Below are 16,073 nucleotides of genomic sequence, written 5' to 3'. Positions count from 1 at the left end.
CCGCGGGCAAATCTTCAGGGAAGCGTGGCCCGTTGGGTAGACCGCGCGCGATGCATCAGCAAGGAGGCAAGATGTCGCTGTGTTTGACTATCACTAGTTATCACAAGATTACCCCAGGGCAATGCGCTGAAAAGTCCATGGATCAGGGCAGGATAGCTATTGGTCGCAGTTCGGATAATGACTGGGTATTGCCTGATCCTGAGCGTCTCGTCTCCTCCCAGCATTGCGTTATTCAATACAAAGATGGCCGTTATTACTTAACCGATAACAGCACCAATGGTGTGGAGTTGGTCAAGGCCGGTATTCGTATGCGCCGGGGTAACAGCGAGCCGCTGCAAGATGGCGAGTTGATCCGCATCGGCGATTACGAAATCCAGGCGCGCATCGACTTCAACGTGCAAGCCGTCGACAGCCAACCGTTTGCCGGTGAGTCGCCAAACAGCTTCGAAGCGCTGATGGGCGCTGTGGCGAGTCCGCCTGCGCCTACGCCGATGATCGCACCGCAATTCCACGGCGCCTCGTCGATGGAAACCCTGCCAGACCTGTTCGACTTCCTCAGCCCCACCGCCGTGCCGCCGCCCACTGTGGCGGACCATGTGCCATCCGAACAACACGATTTCCGCCCGCCGGCTCCGGTTGCTGTACCGATAGTCGAGAAACCGGTGGTGCAAGGCGCTGTCATTCCTGAAGACTGGGACCTGTTTGGCGACGTGCCTGCGCCCGCGCCCGTCGCCAATGCCGCGCCTGCCCCGGCGCCGATTGCCCCAGCACCGATTGCTCCGCCGCCCGTGGTCGAGCCGGTTGCGCTGGCCGTGGCAGACGCTGCGCAACCTACCGACCTCTTGCAAGCCTTCCTGCGTGGCGCCGGTCTCGACCAGTTGCGCCTGGACCAGGCCGACGCCAGCGCCCAGATGGAAAGCATCGGCCGCAGCTACCGGCTGATGGTCGAGGGCCTGATCGACGTATTGCGCGCCCGGGCCAGCCTCAAGGGCGAGTTCCGTATGCAGCAGACGATGATCCGCCCCGCTGAAAACAACCCGTTGAAATTCGCCCCGAATGCCGACGAAGCGTTACTGCTGCTGCTTCGTCATGGCAACCAGGCGTTTATGGCGCCGGACATCGCGGTACGGGACAGTTTCGATGACCTGCGCGCCCACCAGTTGGCCGTGATGGCTGGCGTGGAAGCGGCGATCAAACACCTGCTCGCGCGCTTTGAACCGGCGCAGTTGGAGGAACGCATGGGCAAGCCCGGTGGCCTTTCGAGCATTTTCAACGGCTCGCGCCAGGCCCAGTACTGGCAGCAGTTTACCGAGCTCTACAGCAACATTTCGCGCGAGGCCCAGGAGGATTTCCAGGACCTGTTCGGTCGCGAATTCAGCCGGGCCTACGAAGAGCACAGCGCACGACAGCGACGCTAAAGCGCGTCGCACTTATGGATAAAACGGATAGCTAAACACGTCATTGAGGACGCAGGATGATTCCCAGGTTTTTACTCGCAGCCGCTACCGCGCTGCTGCTGACCGCGTGTGCAAACGACGCGGCCAAACCCGAAGCGGCTGCCGACACGCAAGCCAACAGCGCCGCCGTCGAGTTGCATTTCCACGCGATCGCCGGGCTCAACCCCGGTGCCAATGGCCAGGCTGCGCCGGTGCGGGTGCGTATTTTCGAACTGAAAAACGCCGCGACCTTTTCCCGCTCCGATTACTTCGCCCTGGCTGACCGTGCGCAATCCACCCTCGGCCTCGACCTGCTGGACCAGGATGAAGTGGTGGTGCAACCCGGCCAGCAACTGAGCATTCAGCGTGACCTCAACCCGGCCACGCGCCAGATCGGCGTGCTGGTGGGCTATCGCGAGTTGGACCGCGCGCAATGGCGCGCCGTGATCAACGTAGCGCCGCGCCAATCCAGCGAATACCAGATCAGCCTCGATGTGCGTGCCGTGCGCGCCGACGTCGTGGTTTCCCCCTCCAGCCCAGCCCAATAACAAGCAATCGGAGCCCCCATGTCCTGGAACAATCGCGTGGTCTGGTCGGAAGGCATGTTCATCGCAACGCAGCACTTCCAGCAGCATGACCGTTACCTGGAAAACCTGATCGACGCGCGCAGCCGTCCGTTGTCGGCAGGGGCCTGGGGTTTTTCCGAGTTGCTGATCGACCAGGGCCTGCTGGCCCAGGGCAAGCTGGCGATCGTATCGGCCCGCGGCCTGTTGCCCGATGGCACGCCCTTCAATATCCCCCAGGATGACCTGGCGCCGAGCCCGTTGAGTATCGACGACAACCTGCGCGACGGCTTGGTGTACCTGGCCCTGCCGCTCAAGCGTGCCGGTGCGCGTGACACGGTTGAGGAAGGCGAAGCCCTGGAAGCTGCGCGTTATGTCAGCCAGGTGCGTGAAGTGCGCGATGACAACGCGCCGTTCGAAAACCGCGCCCCGGTAGCCGTGGGGTCGCGGGCATTGCGCCTGCTGACGGCGCAGGACGGCATCAGCGACTATGCCGCCATTGGCCTGGTACGCATCAAGGAAAAACGCGCCGACCGCGCGCTGGTGCTCGACGACACCTACATCCCGCCGGTGCTGAATGTGACCGCAAGCAAACCGCTGACTGCGTTTCGCAGTGAACTGCTCGGCCTGCTGCACCAGCGTGGCGAAGCCCTGGCGGGGCGCGTGGTGGCCTCCGGCGCTGGCGGCGCTTCGGAGATTGCCGACTTCATGCTCCTGCAGCTGGTCAATCGCGCCCAGCCGCTGATCCAGCATTTGAGCCAGTTGAGCCCGCTGCACCCGGAGCGCTTCTTCAGCGAACTGGTGAGCCTGGCCGGTGAGTTTTCGACCTTCTCCACTTCAGGTCGCCGCCCGCAGGAATACCCGCAATACCAGCACGATGACTTGGCGCTGAGCTTCACTCCGGTGATGGCGGCCCTGCGTGAAGCGCTGTCGATGCTGATCGACAGCAAGGCCACGCCGATCCCGATTGTGGAGAAGGCCTACGGTATCCACGTGGCGATGCTGGCCGACAAGACCCTGCTCGACAACGCCAGTTTCATCCTCGTGGTGCGTGCCGATGTGCCCGGCGAAACCCTGCGCGCACGCTTTGGCCAGCAGAGCAAAGTCGGTTCGGTGGAGCACATTCGCGACATGGTCAACCTGCAACTGCCAGGCATTGGCTTGCTGCCGTTACCGGTGGCGCCGCGCCAATTGCCGTACCACGCCGGTAGTACCTACTACGAGCTGGACCGGGGCAGCGAGCACTGGCAGCAGTTGAGCAATTCCGGCGGCTTTGCCTTCCATATCGCCGGGCAGTTCCCGGGTTTGAACCTGGCCTTCTGGGCGATCCGAGGATAATCCGCGATGCACCCCAATGATGATGACCGCACCCAGTTCATGCCGCGCCCGGGTGGCCGAGCGCCGGAGCCTGCACGCGCAGAACCGACGCCGCTGTCGATGCCGGCTGCGCCGATCCTCACCGGCAAAAGCCAGGGCCTCAACCCGCTGGAAAGCGCCGCCGGCCCTTTACTGGCGTTGCTGACGCGGCTGCGCAACACCATCGCCCACCCGGCGCCAGCCAGCCTGCGGGCGCAGTTGTTGGCCTATCTGCGTCAGTTCGAAGAACGCGCCGAAGCGGCTGGTGTGGCGCGCAACGAAGTGCTGCTGGCCCGTTACGCGCTGTGCACCGCCCTGGATGAAGCGGTGTTGAGCACGCCGTGGGGCAGCACCAGTGATTGGGGCAAGCAAAGCCTGCTGATCACCGTGCACAACGAAGCCTGGGGCGGTGAAAAGGTCTTCCAGTTGCTCGACCACTGCCTGCAAAGCCCACGGGAACGCCTGTACCTGTTGGAGCTGTTGTACCTGTGCATGTGCCTGGGTTTCGAAGGCCGCTACCGCGTGATGACCGACGGTCGCAGCCAATTGGAAGCCTTGCGCGAGCGCACCGCCGCAGCGATTCGCAGTGCCCGTGGTGAACACGAGCGTGAGCTGTCGCCGCACTGGCGCGGCGTGACCGTGGCCCGTGATCGCCTGGCGCAGTTCATGCCACCGTGGATCGCCGTGGCGATCGGCGTGGCGCTGCTGCTGGCGTTGCTGTTTGGCCTGCGCATGAAACTGGCCTCGGACGCCGAGCCAGTGTTTAAAAACATTCATGCACTGGGCGAGATCCCGGTGCAGGCCATCGACCGTCCGGTGGCGCAGCCAAAAGTGATCGAGCGGCCGCGCCTGGCCGGCTTCCTGGCCGAAGACATCAAGGCCGGTCGCGTGGCCGTGGAAGACAAGGTTGACCGTTCGGTGGTGACCATTCGTGGCGATGAGCTGTTCGCCTCCGCCAGCTCCAGCATTGTCGATGCTTACCAGCCGCTGATGCTGCGCATCGCTGATGCCATTCGCAAGGTCAAGGGCCAGGTGCGTGTCACCGGCCATAGCGACAACCGCCCGATCGCCACGCTGCGCTTTCCGTCGAACTGGGCGCTGTCCGAAGCCCGGGCCAAGTCGGTGCTGGAGATCCTCGCGGCCAAGACCGGCCAGGCTGATCGCTTCAGCGCCGAAGGCCGTAGCGACACCGAGCCGCTGGCGAGCAACGGTACTGCCGAAGGCCGTGCCCGCAATCGTCGGGTTGAAATCACCGTACTGGCGGAGGGCGTCGAGTGAAGGCGTTTTTCAGTTTTATGATTCGCTGGGTAATCCCCGTTCTGGGCCTGATTGCCCTGAGCCTGATCATCTGGTTTGTCGGGCCGTTGCTCGACGTGTTGATGCCCGAGGGTCGACGCTGGGCGCTGATCATTCTGGTATTTGCGCTGTGGCTCGCCTACCGCGTGTTCCGCATCATCCAGGCCCGCCGCCAGGCTGCCGAAGTGATGCGCAGCCTGGCCGCCGAAACCCCGGCTGATCCCAACAGTGTTGCCACTGCCGAAGAGTTGTCGACCCTGCGCCAGCGCATGGATGAAGCCCTGACGCTACTGAAAAAAGCCAAGCTGGGCGGTGACGAACGCCGCAACCTTTACGAGCTGCCGTGGTACGTGATCATTGGCCCGCCGGGTTCGGGCAAGACCACCGCACTGGTCAATTCCGGATTGCACTTTCCGCTGGCGGCGCAGTTGGGCGCCGGTGCCGTGCGCGGCGTCGGTGGTACGCGTAACTGCGACTGGTGGTTTACCGATCAGGCCGTTTTGCTTGACACCGCGGGCCGCTACACCACCCAGGACAGCAACTCGACGGTGGATAAAGCCGCGTGGCTGGGCTTTCTTGACCTGCTGAAAAAGCAACGTTCGCGCCGACCCATCGATGGTGCGTTTATCGCCATCAGCCTGTCGGATTTGCTGCTGGGTACAGACGCCGAGCGCGCCGCCCATGCCGCCGCGATTCGCCTGCGTATCCAGGAGCTGTACACCCAGTTGGGCGTGCGTTTCCCCATCTACCTGATGCTGACCAAGCTCGACCTGGTGCCGGGCTTCATGGAGTTCTTCGACAACCTGAGCAAGGAAGAGCGCGCCCAGGTGTGGGGCATGACCTTTGCCCTGGACGACGGCAAAAATAGCGACAGCCCTTTGGCGCACCTGCAAAGCGAATTCGCCGGGCTGGAGCAGCGCCTCAACGAACGCCTGGTCGAGCGTCTGCAACAGGAGCGCGACCCGGCCCGCCGCGACCTGATCTACGGTTTCCCGCAGCAGTTCGGCGCGTTGAAGGACTGTCTGCAAAGCTTCCTTGAAGGTGTGTTCAAGCCCAACGCCTTTGAAGAGCGCGTGTTGCTGCGTGGCGTGTATTTCACCAGCGGCACCCAGGAAGGCAGCCCGATTGACCGCCTGATCGGCGCCATGGCCCAGAGCATGAACCTGGACCGCCAGCACCTGGCGCGCCAGAGCGGCACCGGGCGCAGTTACTTCATCGAAAAACTCTTCACCGCAGTGGCTTTCGCCGAGCGTGGCTTGGTGGGGGTGAACCCGAAAATCGAACGGCGCCGCAAGTGGATTGCACGTGGTGTGCTGGCGGCCACCGTAGCGCTGGTCGTGGTGGTCAGCAGCCTGTGGTGGGTGAGTTATCGCGCCAACCAGGCGTATATCGCCCAGGTCGACCAGAAAGTTGCGCCCCTGGGCCAGACCGTGCAGAACCTGAGCCCGGCACAACGAGAAGTGCTCGCGGTGCTACCACTGCTGAACGCGGTGAAGAACCTCGCGGGGGATTCGCCGAGCTGGTCCGAAGGGCTGGGGCTGTATCAGGGCGATATGCTTGAAGCCGAATCCGCCAGTGTCTACCGCAAGCTGTTGATCGCCGTGTTCGCGCCACGCTTGGTGACGCGCATCGAAGAGCAACTGCACGGCGGCGGTAACTCCGACTTTCTCTACGAGGGCCTCAAGGCCTACCTGATGCTCGCCGACACCGAGCATTACGATCCGGACTTTATCAAGGCCTGGATCGCCCTGGACTGGGATCGCAACCTGCCCCGCGACCTTCCGGCCGATCAGCGTCAGGCGCTGGCCGGGCACTTGCAAGCGCTGTTCGAACGGCACCCGCCGAGCGCCCGCCTGGACCCGCGCCTGATCGATGACCTGCGACGCCAGTTGCAGCAACTGCCGGTGGCCCAGCGCGTGTATGACCGGGTCAAGCGCCAGAAACTGCCCGAAGGCATCCCGGACTTTCGTCTCAACGAAGCCGCTGGGCGTGACGCCGCGCTGGTGTTCAGCCGCAAAAGCGGCAAGCCATTGGGTGAGCCGTTGAGTGGTTTCTTCACTGCCAAGGGCTATCGTCAGGCGTTCTTGCTGAGCAGCCTGAACCAGACCGGCACCCTGGCCGAGGAACAATGGGTGCTGGGCCACGAACAGGCCGATCAGCAGAACGTGGTGAGCCTGGCCGCGGATGTGCGTCGTTTGTACTTCCAGGACTACCAGCGTCAGTGGGATGCGCTGCTTGCCGACATCGACTTTGTGCCGATCACCAGCGTGGCCCAGGCCGCCGACGTGCTGCGGGTGATTTCCGGCCCGACCTCGCCGCTGAAAAAGCTGCTGGTGGCGGTCGCCAGGGAAACTGACCTGCAAGCCGAAGAGCGCCAGTTGGCTGCCAAGGGTGTACCGGTGGAAGGTGGCGTCGACAAGCTCAAAGAGCGCCTTGGCAGCTTGCTTGGCCAGGAGCAACCGACGGCGAATGCCCCGGCGGCGTCGGAGGATCCGGTGACCGCGCACTTTGCCGAACTCAACAGCATCGTCAGCAAAAACGAAGGCGAACCGGCGGCCATCGACGGCCTGCTGTCGGACATGAATGCGCTGTATGTGCAGGTCAGCGCCATGGTCGGTGCCAGCGGCGATGCCTTGCTCGGTGAGGCCAAGAACCAGGCGGCGGCTGCGGCCACGCGGGTCAGCCTGAATGCCGAGCGCCAGCCGCCGCTGGTGCAGGGCATGGTCAAGTCGGTGGTCAACTCCACCACCAACAGCATGATGGGCGGGGTGCGTAACCAGCTGAACGCGGCCTGGGTCAGTGAAGTGGTCAACGTGTATCGCCAGTCGTTGGCCGGTCGCTACCCGATGTCGCCGGGCAGTGCGCGGGACGCCACCCTGGATGACTTCGGCCAGTTCTTCGGCGTGGGCGGGGTAATGGATAACTACTTCCGCAAATACTTGCAGCCCTATGTGGATACATCGGCACAGACCTGGCGCTGGCAACCGGGCGCAGCGCAGAAGCTGGGGATTGCCCCGGGCGTGCTGCAAACCTTCCAGCGGGCGGCGACAATTCGCGATGCGTTCTTCAGGTCCGGGGGCACCCAGCCTATCGTGCGTTTCGAGCTCAAGCCGGTGTCGATGGACCCGACCATCACCCAGTTTCTGCTTGATCTGGATGGCCAGCAGTTGAGCTACGACCACGGCCCGAGCCGCCCGGTAGCGATGCAATGGCCGAACCCTGGCAGCATCGGCGTGGTGCGTATTTCCATCATGCCGCCGTCGGCCAGTGGTCGCTCCGGTATCACGCTGGACGGCCCGTGGGCCTGGTTCCGTCTGCTGGAGCAATCGGACCTCACCGCGGGCAACTCGCCGGACCGCTTCAACCTGCGCCTGCGGGTTGATGGTGCGAGCATCGCCTACGAGCTGCGCGCCAACAGTGCCTTCAACCCGTTCAGAAGCCGCGTGCTCAGCGGTTTCAGCCTGCCGGAGCGGCTATGACGACTGTGGGTTTCTACGGCAAGCTGGCCAGTCGCGGGGACTTTGTCAGCCGCGCCTTGCCCCAGAGCTTTATCGGCCCATGGGACAGCTGGCTGGCGGCGGGTTTGCTCGCCAGCCAGAACAGCCTGGGCGGTGACTGGCTCAACGTGTATCTGGTCAGCCCGTTGTGGCGCTTCGTACTGGCGCCAGGCGTATGCGGGCCCGATGCCGCGGCGGGCGTGGTGATGCCGAGCATTGATCGGGTCGGGCGGTATTTTCCGCTGGCCGTGGTCACCTTGCTGGATCACGACACCAACCCCGCCTCCCTGGTGGGCGGGCCGGACACCTGGTTCGAGCAGGCCGAAGAGCTGTTGCTCAGCACCCTGGACAGTGGCGCTACCTTCGAAAGTTTCAACGCGGGGATCGACGCCCTGGGCATTCCTGCGAGTGAGCCGCGTGCGGTCGACAGCCGTTTCGCCGGCCTGCAGCGCGTGGCCGCTACGGTGCCCCATCAGCGCATGACCGCACTGGCCGAACAGGCGTGCGAGGGCGCGAGCCTGTGGTGGGGCCGTGGTTCGCAACGTATTTCACCTGGTTTATTACGGTGCCAGGGCTTGCCTGCCGCCAATGATTTTGCGCAGTTTTTGCTCGGACAAGAAGGTGTGGTGTAGATGGGCGCGACGTACAAATCCGCGAGCAAAAGCCATGTGGGCATGGTTCGCCAAGTCAACGAAGATGCCTTTCTGGACCTGCCGGAAAACCGCCTGTGGGTGGTGGCCGATGGCATGGGCGGGCACGCCGCGGGGGACTATGTCAGCAGCTTGATTGTCGACAGCCTGCGCCATGTACCGCTGGGCCGCTCCCTCGACGAATACACCGCGGCGCTGCGCAATGACCTGCTGCGCATCAACACCGCTGTACGCGAAGAAACCGCCAACCGTGGCGTGACCATGATGGGCAGTACGGTAGTGGTATTTGCCGCCCGCGGCTTGCGCGGTGTGTGCCTGTGGGCCGGCGACAGTCGCTTGTATCGCCTGCGTGACGGCGTGCTGGAAAGCATCTCCCGCGACCACAGCTACGTGCAGGACCTGCAAGACAGCGGCTTGCTCAGCGAAGCTGACGCCCGCACCCATCCGCGCTCCAATATCGTCACCCGCGCTGTCGGCGTGGAAGCGCAACTGGACGTGGCGTCGGTTGAACTGTTGATCGCTCCCGGCGACAGCTACCTGTTGTGCAGCGACGGCCTGAACAAGACCGTCGAAGACCGCGAAATCCGCGACGTGCTCAGCCATGACGCACCGGATGAAATCGTGCGCAGCCTGGTGCACCTGGGGCTCAATCGCGGCGCACCGGACAACATCACCACCCTCGTCGTGAAGGTTTCGTCATGAACATTGTCATTCCAGGTTATGACATCGAAGGCGAGATCGGCGAAGGCGCCATGGCCAGCGTGTACCTGGCGACTCAGCGTTCGCTGGAGCGCAAGGTAGCGTTGAAGGTGATGGCCGCGGCGCTGGCGGCAGATCCGAGTTTCTGCGAGCGCTTCCTGCGTGAGGGCAAGACCCTGGCGCGCCTTTCGCACCCGCACACGGTGACCATCCATGACATCGGCAACGTCGGTGAGCTGTATTACATGGCCATGGAATACCTGCCCAACGGCACGCTCAAGGAGCGCATCGCTGCCGGCCTGACGCCGGAGCAGGGGGTGACGCTGATCCGCCAGATCGCCTCGGCGCTGGGTTATGCCCATGCCCAGGGCTTGGTGCACCGCGACGTCAAGCCGGCGAACATTCTGTTCCGCGCCGATGGCACCGCAGTACTTTCCGACTTTGGTATCGCCAAGTCGCTGGACGACCGCACCCAATTCACGCAGGCCGGGTTTGCCGTGGGTACACCCAGCTACATGAGCCCCGAGCAGGCGCGGGGCCAGGAGATCGACGGGCGCGCCGATCTCTACGCACTCGGTGTGGTGCTGTACGAAATCCTCGTCGGCAAGCTGCCCTACAGCGGCACCGATGCGCTTTCCACTGCGCTGGCGCACCTGACTGAGCCGTTGCCGGAATTGCCTGTGCATCACGGGCGTTACCAGGGTGTGCTGCGCAAGTTGTTGGCCAAAGACCCGGCGCAGCGTTATCCGGATGCGGCAGCGTTGTTGTTGGCGCTGGATCAACTGCCGGCGGATGAATCGGACGCCACGCTGGTACGGCCGCTGCCGATTCCTCTGAGCTTTGATCTGGCGGGCATGACCCCTGTCACCATCGACATTCCGACTGATAAACCGCAGCCGCAGCCAATAGTGCGCCAACCGGTGGTCACGCCGACCCAGCACAGTGCGCCCTCCGAGCAGCGCCGTGGTCCGGTATTGGCCTTGGCCGCCGTGGCGGTCGCCGTCGCGTTGACCATTGGTGGCGCCAGCTACTGGTGGTTGAGTGGCAGCGATGAACCGGCTCAGCCGCCAGCCGCCGTGGTGCCCACGGTGATGCCACCGGTGGCTGTCGCTGCAGTGGATGGCGGTCAACGTCCGTTGCTGATGGCGGGCAAGAAGACCCTGTTCCAGCGCGTACTCAGCAAGCCCGGCGCCCAGCTTTCAGCAGACGCGGGCAGCGCGCCGGGTAAAGCGTTGCCGGCGTTTTCCGTGCTCTACGTGTACCAGCGCAAGGAAGTGGATGGCAGCCCGTGGGTACGCGTGGGCGCCGCCACCGATGGACGCAGCGACGGTTGGTTGCCGGCCGCCCAGGTCAGCGACTGGAAACAAAGCCTGGTGCTCAAGTTCACCGAGCGCTCGGGGCGTGCGCCCGTGATGTTCCTGCGCCAATCCGGCGAGGTGGAGAAACTGTTGGCCGATCCTGCCGCCGCGAAAAGCGTGCTGACCAAGGCGCAGAGTAACCCTGAGGACAACCAGCAAGTCCTGGCCCTTGAGCCGGCCGCCAGCGCGGTGCCGCAAAACCAGTTCTACCTGTTGCCGATTTTCGACTCAAAAGAGAGCTTCGATGAAAACGGCCAGCCGGTGCAGTTGCTCAACGTGGCCTCTATCGACCCAGGCCGCAGCGCGGCTGCCACACCGGCGACCCCGACACTCAGCGCCAATGCCGATGCATTCCGCACCGCCGTGGTGCTGGTGGTGGATACCACGGTGTCGATGCAGCCCTACATCGACCAGATCCGCGACGTGGTACACGAGTTGCAAACCCGTATCGCAGAGCGCGGCGAACTGGACAGCGTCAGCTTCGGCCTGGTCGGCTTTCGCAGCAGCATCAAGAAAACCCCTGGCCTTGAGTATGTCGCCAAGACCCTGATCAGCCTCGACCAGGGGCGCGATCCGCAGCGCTTCCTCGATATGGCGCGCCAGGTCAAAGCCTCAACCGTCTCCAGCCATTCCTTCAACGAAGATGCGTTTGCCGGGGTGATGCAGGCGGTGGATGGCATGGACTGGTCGGGCTATGGCGGGCGCATCATCCTGCTGGTCACCGACGCGGGTGCGCTGCGCAAGAACGACCCGTTCGCCGCTACCCAGATGAACGAAGCCGAAGTGCGACAGGCCGCACTCGGCAAGCAGATCAAGATCTACGCGCTGCATCTGCGCACCGATGTCGGCAAGAAAACCCACGCCGGTGCCGAGAGCCAGTACCGCATCCTTACCGCCGACGCCAACCCGCAGATCGGTGACCTGTACACGCCAGTGCCGGGAGGCGATGTGCGCAAGCTGGGTGAGCGCGTCGATGAGATCGGTACAGTGTTCGCCGACCTGGTGCATCAGGTGCGCAACAACACGCCGCAACCGGTGCCGCTGCTCGGTTCGGCGCCAAGCCTGGCGGACAAATCCGCCGCGGTCGGCTATGCCATGCACATGGACTTCCTCGGGCGCAAAACCGCCAGTCAGGCGCCGCAACTGGTCAGCGCCTGGACCGCCGACCGCGACCTGACCAACCCGGCACTGCCAGCGTTCCAGGTGTGCGTGATGCTGACCAAGCTGCAACTCAATGACCTGCAACAGTCGCTGAAGTTGATCGTGGATGCGGCGCGCAAGACCCAAAGCTCGCCCAAGGATTTCTTCCAGGAAATCGCCAGCGCCTCGGCCTACATGAGCCGAGACCCCCAAGCCCTGCGCAAGGGCGGTAACCTGGCCGACGGCGGTCTGCTCGGTGAATACCTGGAGGGCCTGCCGTACCGCAGCAAGTCGCTGAACATGACCCAGGATTTGTGGTTGTCGTTGAGCGTGGCCGAGCAGGAAGACTTTATCGACGAGCTGGATTCGAAAATCCGCCTGTATGAAACCTTCCATAACGACGTGGCCAACTGGGTCCGTTTCGGCGATGCCGAACCGGGTGATGCGTTGTACCGCGTGCCGCTGTCGACGCTGCCGTAATGTTGAACCTGAGCGCAGTGCACAAGAGCCGGGGCGTTGGTAGCCAGCGCTACAGCCTGGTGATTCCGGTGTTGCACCTGCAAGCGGGCGAACAACTGGCGATTGTCGGCCCCAGTGGTTGCGGCAAAAGCACGTTGCTGGATCTGCTGGCGCTGGTGTTGGCGCCGGATCAGGTCGGGCAGTTTGCGTTCAACCAGCAGGACATCGGCGCGCTGTGGCGTGCCGACCGGCAATCCGCCCTGGCCGCGTTGCGCAGCCAGCACTTGGGCTATGTACCGCAAACCGGTGGGCTGCTGGGGTTTCTGGATGTGCGCGGCAATATCGCTTTGTCCCGGCAATTGCTGGGCTTGAAGGACGACGGCAGCGTGGCGCGTCTGGCCGAGCAGTTGCAGGTCAGCGATCAGTTGGCCAAGCGCCCGGCGGCGTTGTCGGTGGGCCAGCGCCAGCGCGTGAGTTGTGCCCGCGCCCTGGCCCATGCGCCGCAACTGGTGCTGGCGGATGAGCCGACCGCTTCCCTCGACCCGCTCAACGCCGAGCGGGTGATGCAGGCGCTGCTGGCCCGGGCCCGTGAACAGCGGGCGGCCTGTGTGATCGCCACCCATGACGAACCCCTGGCCCGCGCCAGTGGCTTGCAGGTGCGGCGTATCAGTTGCCGTCGCGATGCTGACGGCGGCGTCACCGCAACCCTCGGGGAGGCGTGCTGATGCGCATCGGTCTGCTTGCCTCACTCGCCTGGCAGGACTATCGCAACGACGGTTGGCTGTCGGCCTGTTCGGTGCTGGCGCTGGTAGCGGTTATCGCGCCATTGCTGGTGTTATTCGGCCTGAAATTTGGACTGGTTAGCAGTTTGACCGAACGCTTGGAGACCGATCCGGCTACCCGTGAAATTATCCCGTTGGGCGGTGGCCGATTCAGCGCAGCGTTTATCGAGCAGTTGGGGCAGCGCAGCGATGTGGCGTTTGCTTTGCCGCGCACACGGCAGATTGCGGCAACGGCCCAAGTGGGCGCGCTGACCCTGGAAATGTTGCCAACCGCAGCGGGTGATCCGTTGTTGGCAGGCTTACCGATGCCTCACGGTTTGGATCAGATTGTGCTCAGCCATACCGCTGCCGAAAAGCTTGCGGCAAGGCCCGGTGACTGGCTGGAAACCAGCTTTGCGCGGCAAGTGGCGGGGCGCGTCGAGGCCCAGCGCACGCGGTTGCAAGTGCTGGCGGTGTTGCCGTTGGAAGCCTTTGCCCGTGATGGACTGTTGACTGATTTAGCGTTGCTGGAAGCGGCGGAAGATTATCGCGATGGCCGTGCGGTGCCGGCGTTGCATTGGGACGGCGAGGTGGCGGGCGTGAGCGAACAGCGTATCTATCCGGCGTTTCGCCTGTATGCGCGCAGCCTCAGTGATGTGGAACCGCTGCGGGTGTATTTCGCCGGGCAGAACCTGCTGGTGTCGACCCAGGCGCACACCATCGCCCAAGTGCAGTCGTTGAGCCGCAACCTGTCGATTGTGTTCTGGATCATCGCCGGGTTGGCCCTGGCCGGAGCCTTTGCGGCGATTTTTGCCGGCGCGTTGGCGGCGGTCGCGCGCAAGCGGCGGGAATTGTCAGTGTTGCGCCTGCTGGGGTTTTCCACCGGCGCGCTGTTGCTGTTTGTGCTGTTGCAGGCGCTGTACAGCGCCGGTTTTGCGGGCTTGCTCAGTGTTGGGCTCTATGGCCTGGCCGAAGCGGGTTTGAATCAACTCTTCGTGCAGGTGCCGGGCGAGTACGCCAGCCATCTGTTGGCGCGTCACTACGGCCTGGCCCTGGCTGCCGTGCTCGGCGTCAGCGCCGTGGCGGCGGCCTGTGGGGGGTGGCGGGTGGCGCGTATCCAGGCTTCTGAAGGAATCAGAGATGTATAAGTTACTGGGCGCCTGCGTGGCGCTGAGCCTGGCCTCGCTGGCCTGGGCGGATGAGGCAAGCGACAAGCTCGACAACCCGAAACCGTTGCCGGATGACGTGAGCTTGCCGCTGCCGTGCGAAGGCAACATGGTGTTCCGCTATGCCTACGTGCTGGCCCAGGGCACCCTGGATGACCGCGAAGTCAGCCTCGGCTATCCCTTTGCCGAAGGCGAGGCCGGTTACCAGCAGTCGTTTATTTCCGGTTATCGCCGCGACTTCATCAACGGCCAGTTCACCCTCAAGGACTTGCCCAAGGCCTGGAACAAGGTCATCGCGCCGCTGATGCCCAAGACCGACGCCAAGACCCCACTCAAGCCCATGCTGTACTTCATCGGCAAGTACGAAGTGACTGCACGCCAATATGCCCAGGTGATGGGCCAGGCGCAGTCCCTGGCCAGCGGTGAACCGGCACCGGCGTGTGACGCGCCCACCGGCATGGCCGGGCGGTTGCCCAAGGTGAAGCTGTCGCGTTTTGAAGCCGAGCGTTTTTCGGCGGTGTACAGCGCCTGGCTGATGAAGTACCACCGCGAGTTGTTGCCGGTGAGCGGGCGCGGTTCGTCAGCCGAAGACGGCGGCCTGGGCTTTGTGCGCCTGCCTACCGAGGTTGAGTGGGAATACGCCGCACGCGGCGGCCAGGCGGTGAGCCGTCAGGACCTGGAAAGCCGCTTGTATCCACGGCGCGCCGAGGGCAGCGAAAGCGATGGCCCGCTGGCTGATTACGCGGTGTTCAACCAGGTCGCCGGCGGCACCGGTCAGGCGGCACGGCTGATGCCCATCGGCACCAAATTGCCCAACCCCATCGGCCTGTTCGACGTGATCGGCAACGCTGCGGAAATGGTCCAGGAATCGTTCCAGCTGGTACATGCCGGCCGACGCCAGGGCACCTATGGCGGCTTTGTGGTCAAGGGCGGCAATTATCTGGAAGGCGAGGGCACCTTGTTTACCGGTATGCGCCGCGAATACCCATTGTTTGCAGCCGATGGCACCGAGCAAAGCAACGAGACCACCGGCTTTCGCGTGGCGATCGGCGCGTTGTCGGCGCCGCGTTCGCGCTACAAGGAGTTGTTTGCCCAATGGCAGAAGGAAGGCCGCCTCGCTGCGCTGACCGACGCCATCGACGACGCCCAGGACCCGACCAAGCGCCTGGACAGCATCATCGCCGCCAGCGTCGACCCCAAGCTGCAGGCCGAGCTGGGTCTGGTCAACGAAGAGCTCAAGCGCAACGTTTCGCTGATCGCCCAGCAGCGCGAAGAGGCCGCGGGCAACCTGATCCAGTCGGCGGCGTTGGTGGCCGAGACCATCAGCAACTACAACATTCGCCTGGCCAACCTGCAGAAGAGTCGCCAGCAGGCCGTCGACAGCAAGGACGAAGCCAGCGCGCAGCTGTTCGCCACCGCCATTGCCAATGGACGCAGCGCCCTCGACGGCGCGGTGGCGATTTATATCGACAACCTGGCCACCGGCACGCGCTACACCGATGCGGTGATCCAGGCGCAGTTTCAACGGGTCAAGGAAGAGTTGGATCGCAAGCCAGTGCTCGGCAAAAGCCTGGTGACGCGCGCGACACTGTTCGTTCGCCATGTCGGCAACTACCGCAAGCAACAGCGGGCCGACCCGGCAACGATCTTGAAGGAATTGCTCGCAGCGAGCGGTCAGCGGTCTTGATCGTT

General features: G+C 63.8%; 11 protein-coding genes. All 11 read left to right on the top strand.

Annotated elements, in window-relative coordinates:
- The first annotated feature begins 71 nt into the window (after window positions 1-71).
- The 11 genes from tagH to J1G33_RS05215 are packed head-to-tail and all read left to right on the top strand — an operon-like array spanning window position 72 to window position 16,068.
- Window positions 72-1,418: a type VI secretion system-associated FHA domain protein TagH gene (gene tagH, locus J1G33_RS05265; protein WP_216090487.1), complete on the top strand. Its 1,347-nt coding sequence runs from the start codon at window positions 72-74 to the stop codon at window positions 1,416-1,418.
- A 56-nt stretch (window positions 1,419-1,474) separates the two neighbouring features.
- Entirely contained in the window at window positions 1,475-1,984 is a 510-nt protein-coding gene (gene tssJ / locus J1G33_RS05260) for a type VI secretion system lipoprotein TssJ (RefSeq protein WP_005792508.1), read from the top strand.
- An 18-nt stretch (window positions 1,985-2,002) separates the two neighbouring features.
- Complete coding sequence (gene tssK / locus J1G33_RS05255; RefSeq protein ID WP_005792507.1) at window positions 2,003-3,337, top strand: type VI secretion system baseplate subunit TssK; 1,335 nt, start codon at window positions 2,003-2,005, stop codon at window positions 3,335-3,337.
- A 6-nt stretch (window positions 3,338-3,343) separates the two neighbouring features.
- The gene (locus J1G33_RS05250) at window positions 3,344-4,633 is read left to right on the top strand and encodes a DotU family type VI secretion system protein (protein WP_078822642.1); all 1,290 of its coding nucleotides are present in this window, start codon (window positions 3,344-3,346) and stop codon (window positions 4,631-4,633) included.
- On the top strand, window positions 4,630-8,130 hold the full coding sequence (gene tssM, locus J1G33_RS05245) for a type VI secretion system membrane subunit TssM (protein WP_032878700.1): 3,501 nt from the start codon (window positions 4,630-4,632) through the stop codon (window positions 8,128-8,130). The genes J1G33_RS05250 and tssM overlap by 4 nt, the downstream gene beginning before the upstream one ends.
- Window positions 8,127-8,780, top strand: a complete 654-nt coding sequence (tagF, locus tag J1G33_RS05240; protein ID WP_148853789.1) for a type VI secretion system-associated protein TagF — start codon at window positions 8,127-8,129, stop codon at window positions 8,778-8,780. Before tssM ends, tagF begins: the two co-directional genes overlap by 4 nt.
- Window positions 8,781-9,500 (top strand): protein phosphatase 2C domain-containing protein, encoded by a 720-nt coding sequence (locus J1G33_RS05235; protein ID WP_005792503.1) that lies wholly within the window; start codon window positions 8,781-8,783, stop codon window positions 9,498-9,500.
- On the top strand, window positions 9,497-12,475 hold the full coding sequence (locus tag J1G33_RS05230; protein ID WP_148853790.1) for a serine/threonine-protein kinase: 2,979 nt from the start codon (window positions 9,497-9,499) through the stop codon (window positions 12,473-12,475). Before J1G33_RS05235 ends, J1G33_RS05230 begins: the two co-directional genes overlap by 4 nt.
- On the top strand, window positions 12,475-13,179 hold the full coding sequence (locus J1G33_RS05225; RefSeq protein WP_223017781.1) for an ABC transporter ATP-binding protein: 705 nt from the start codon (window positions 12,475-12,477) through the stop codon (window positions 13,177-13,179). The genes J1G33_RS05230 and J1G33_RS05225 overlap by 1 nt, the downstream gene beginning before the upstream one ends.
- Complete coding sequence (locus J1G33_RS05220; RefSeq protein ID WP_005792500.1) at window positions 13,179-14,363, top strand: hypothetical protein; 1,185 nt, start codon at window positions 13,179-13,181, stop codon at window positions 14,361-14,363. The genes J1G33_RS05225 and J1G33_RS05220 overlap by 1 nt, the downstream gene beginning before the upstream one ends.
- Window positions 14,356-16,068 carry an SUMF1/EgtB/PvdO family nonheme iron enzyme gene (locus J1G33_RS05215; protein WP_032878707.1) on the top strand — a complete coding sequence of 571 codons (1,713 nt, stop codon included), beginning with the start codon at window positions 14,356-14,358 and terminating at the stop codon, window positions 16,066-16,068. The genes J1G33_RS05220 and J1G33_RS05215 overlap by 8 nt, the downstream gene beginning before the upstream one ends.
- Window positions 16,069-16,073: the final 5 nt, after the last annotated feature.

The organism is Pseudomonas sp. P867, from assembly GCF_019891455.1.
GTDB lineage: Bacteria > Pseudomonadota > Gammaproteobacteria > Pseudomonadales > Pseudomonadaceae > Aquipseudomonas > Aquipseudomonas synxantha_A.
This window is presented reverse-complemented; position numbering and strand designations above follow the sequence as displayed.

Bases quoted from the DNA above. Each gene is read 5' to 3' on its own strand.
- J1G33_RS05220 (WP_005792500.1), top strand. From the start codon at position 13,179: ATGCGCATCGGTCTGCTTGCCTCACTCGCCTGGCAGGACTATCGCAAC.
- J1G33_RS05235 (WP_005792503.1), top strand. From the start codon at position 8,781: ATGGGCGCGACGTACAAATCCGCGAGCAAAAGCCATGTGGGCATGGTT.
- J1G33_RS05250 (WP_078822642.1), top strand. From the start codon at position 3,344: ATGCACCCCAATGATGATGACCGCACCCAGTTCATGCCGCGCCCGGGT.
- J1G33_RS05215 (WP_032878707.1), top strand. From the start codon at position 14,356: ATGTATAAGTTACTGGGCGCCTGCGTGGCGCTGAGCCTGGCCTCGCTG.
- tagH (WP_216090487.1), top strand. From the start codon at position 72: ATGTCGCTGTGTTTGACTATCACTAGTTATCACAAGATTACCCCAGGG.
- tssJ (WP_005792508.1), top strand. From the start codon at position 1,475: ATGATTCCCAGGTTTTTACTCGCAGCCGCTACCGCGCTGCTGCTGACC.
- J1G33_RS05230 (WP_148853790.1), top strand. From the start codon at position 9,497: ATGAACATTGTCATTCCAGGTTATGACATCGAAGGCGAGATCGGCGAA.
- tagF (WP_148853789.1), top strand. From the start codon at position 8,127: ATGACGACTGTGGGTTTCTACGGCAAGCTGGCCAGTCGCGGGGACTTT.
- tssK (WP_005792507.1), top strand. From the start codon at position 2,003: ATGTCCTGGAACAATCGCGTGGTCTGGTCGGAAGGCATGTTCATCGCA.
- J1G33_RS05225 (WP_223017781.1), top strand. From the start codon at position 12,475: ATGTTGAACCTGAGCGCAGTGCACAAGAGCCGGGGCGTTGGTAGCCAG.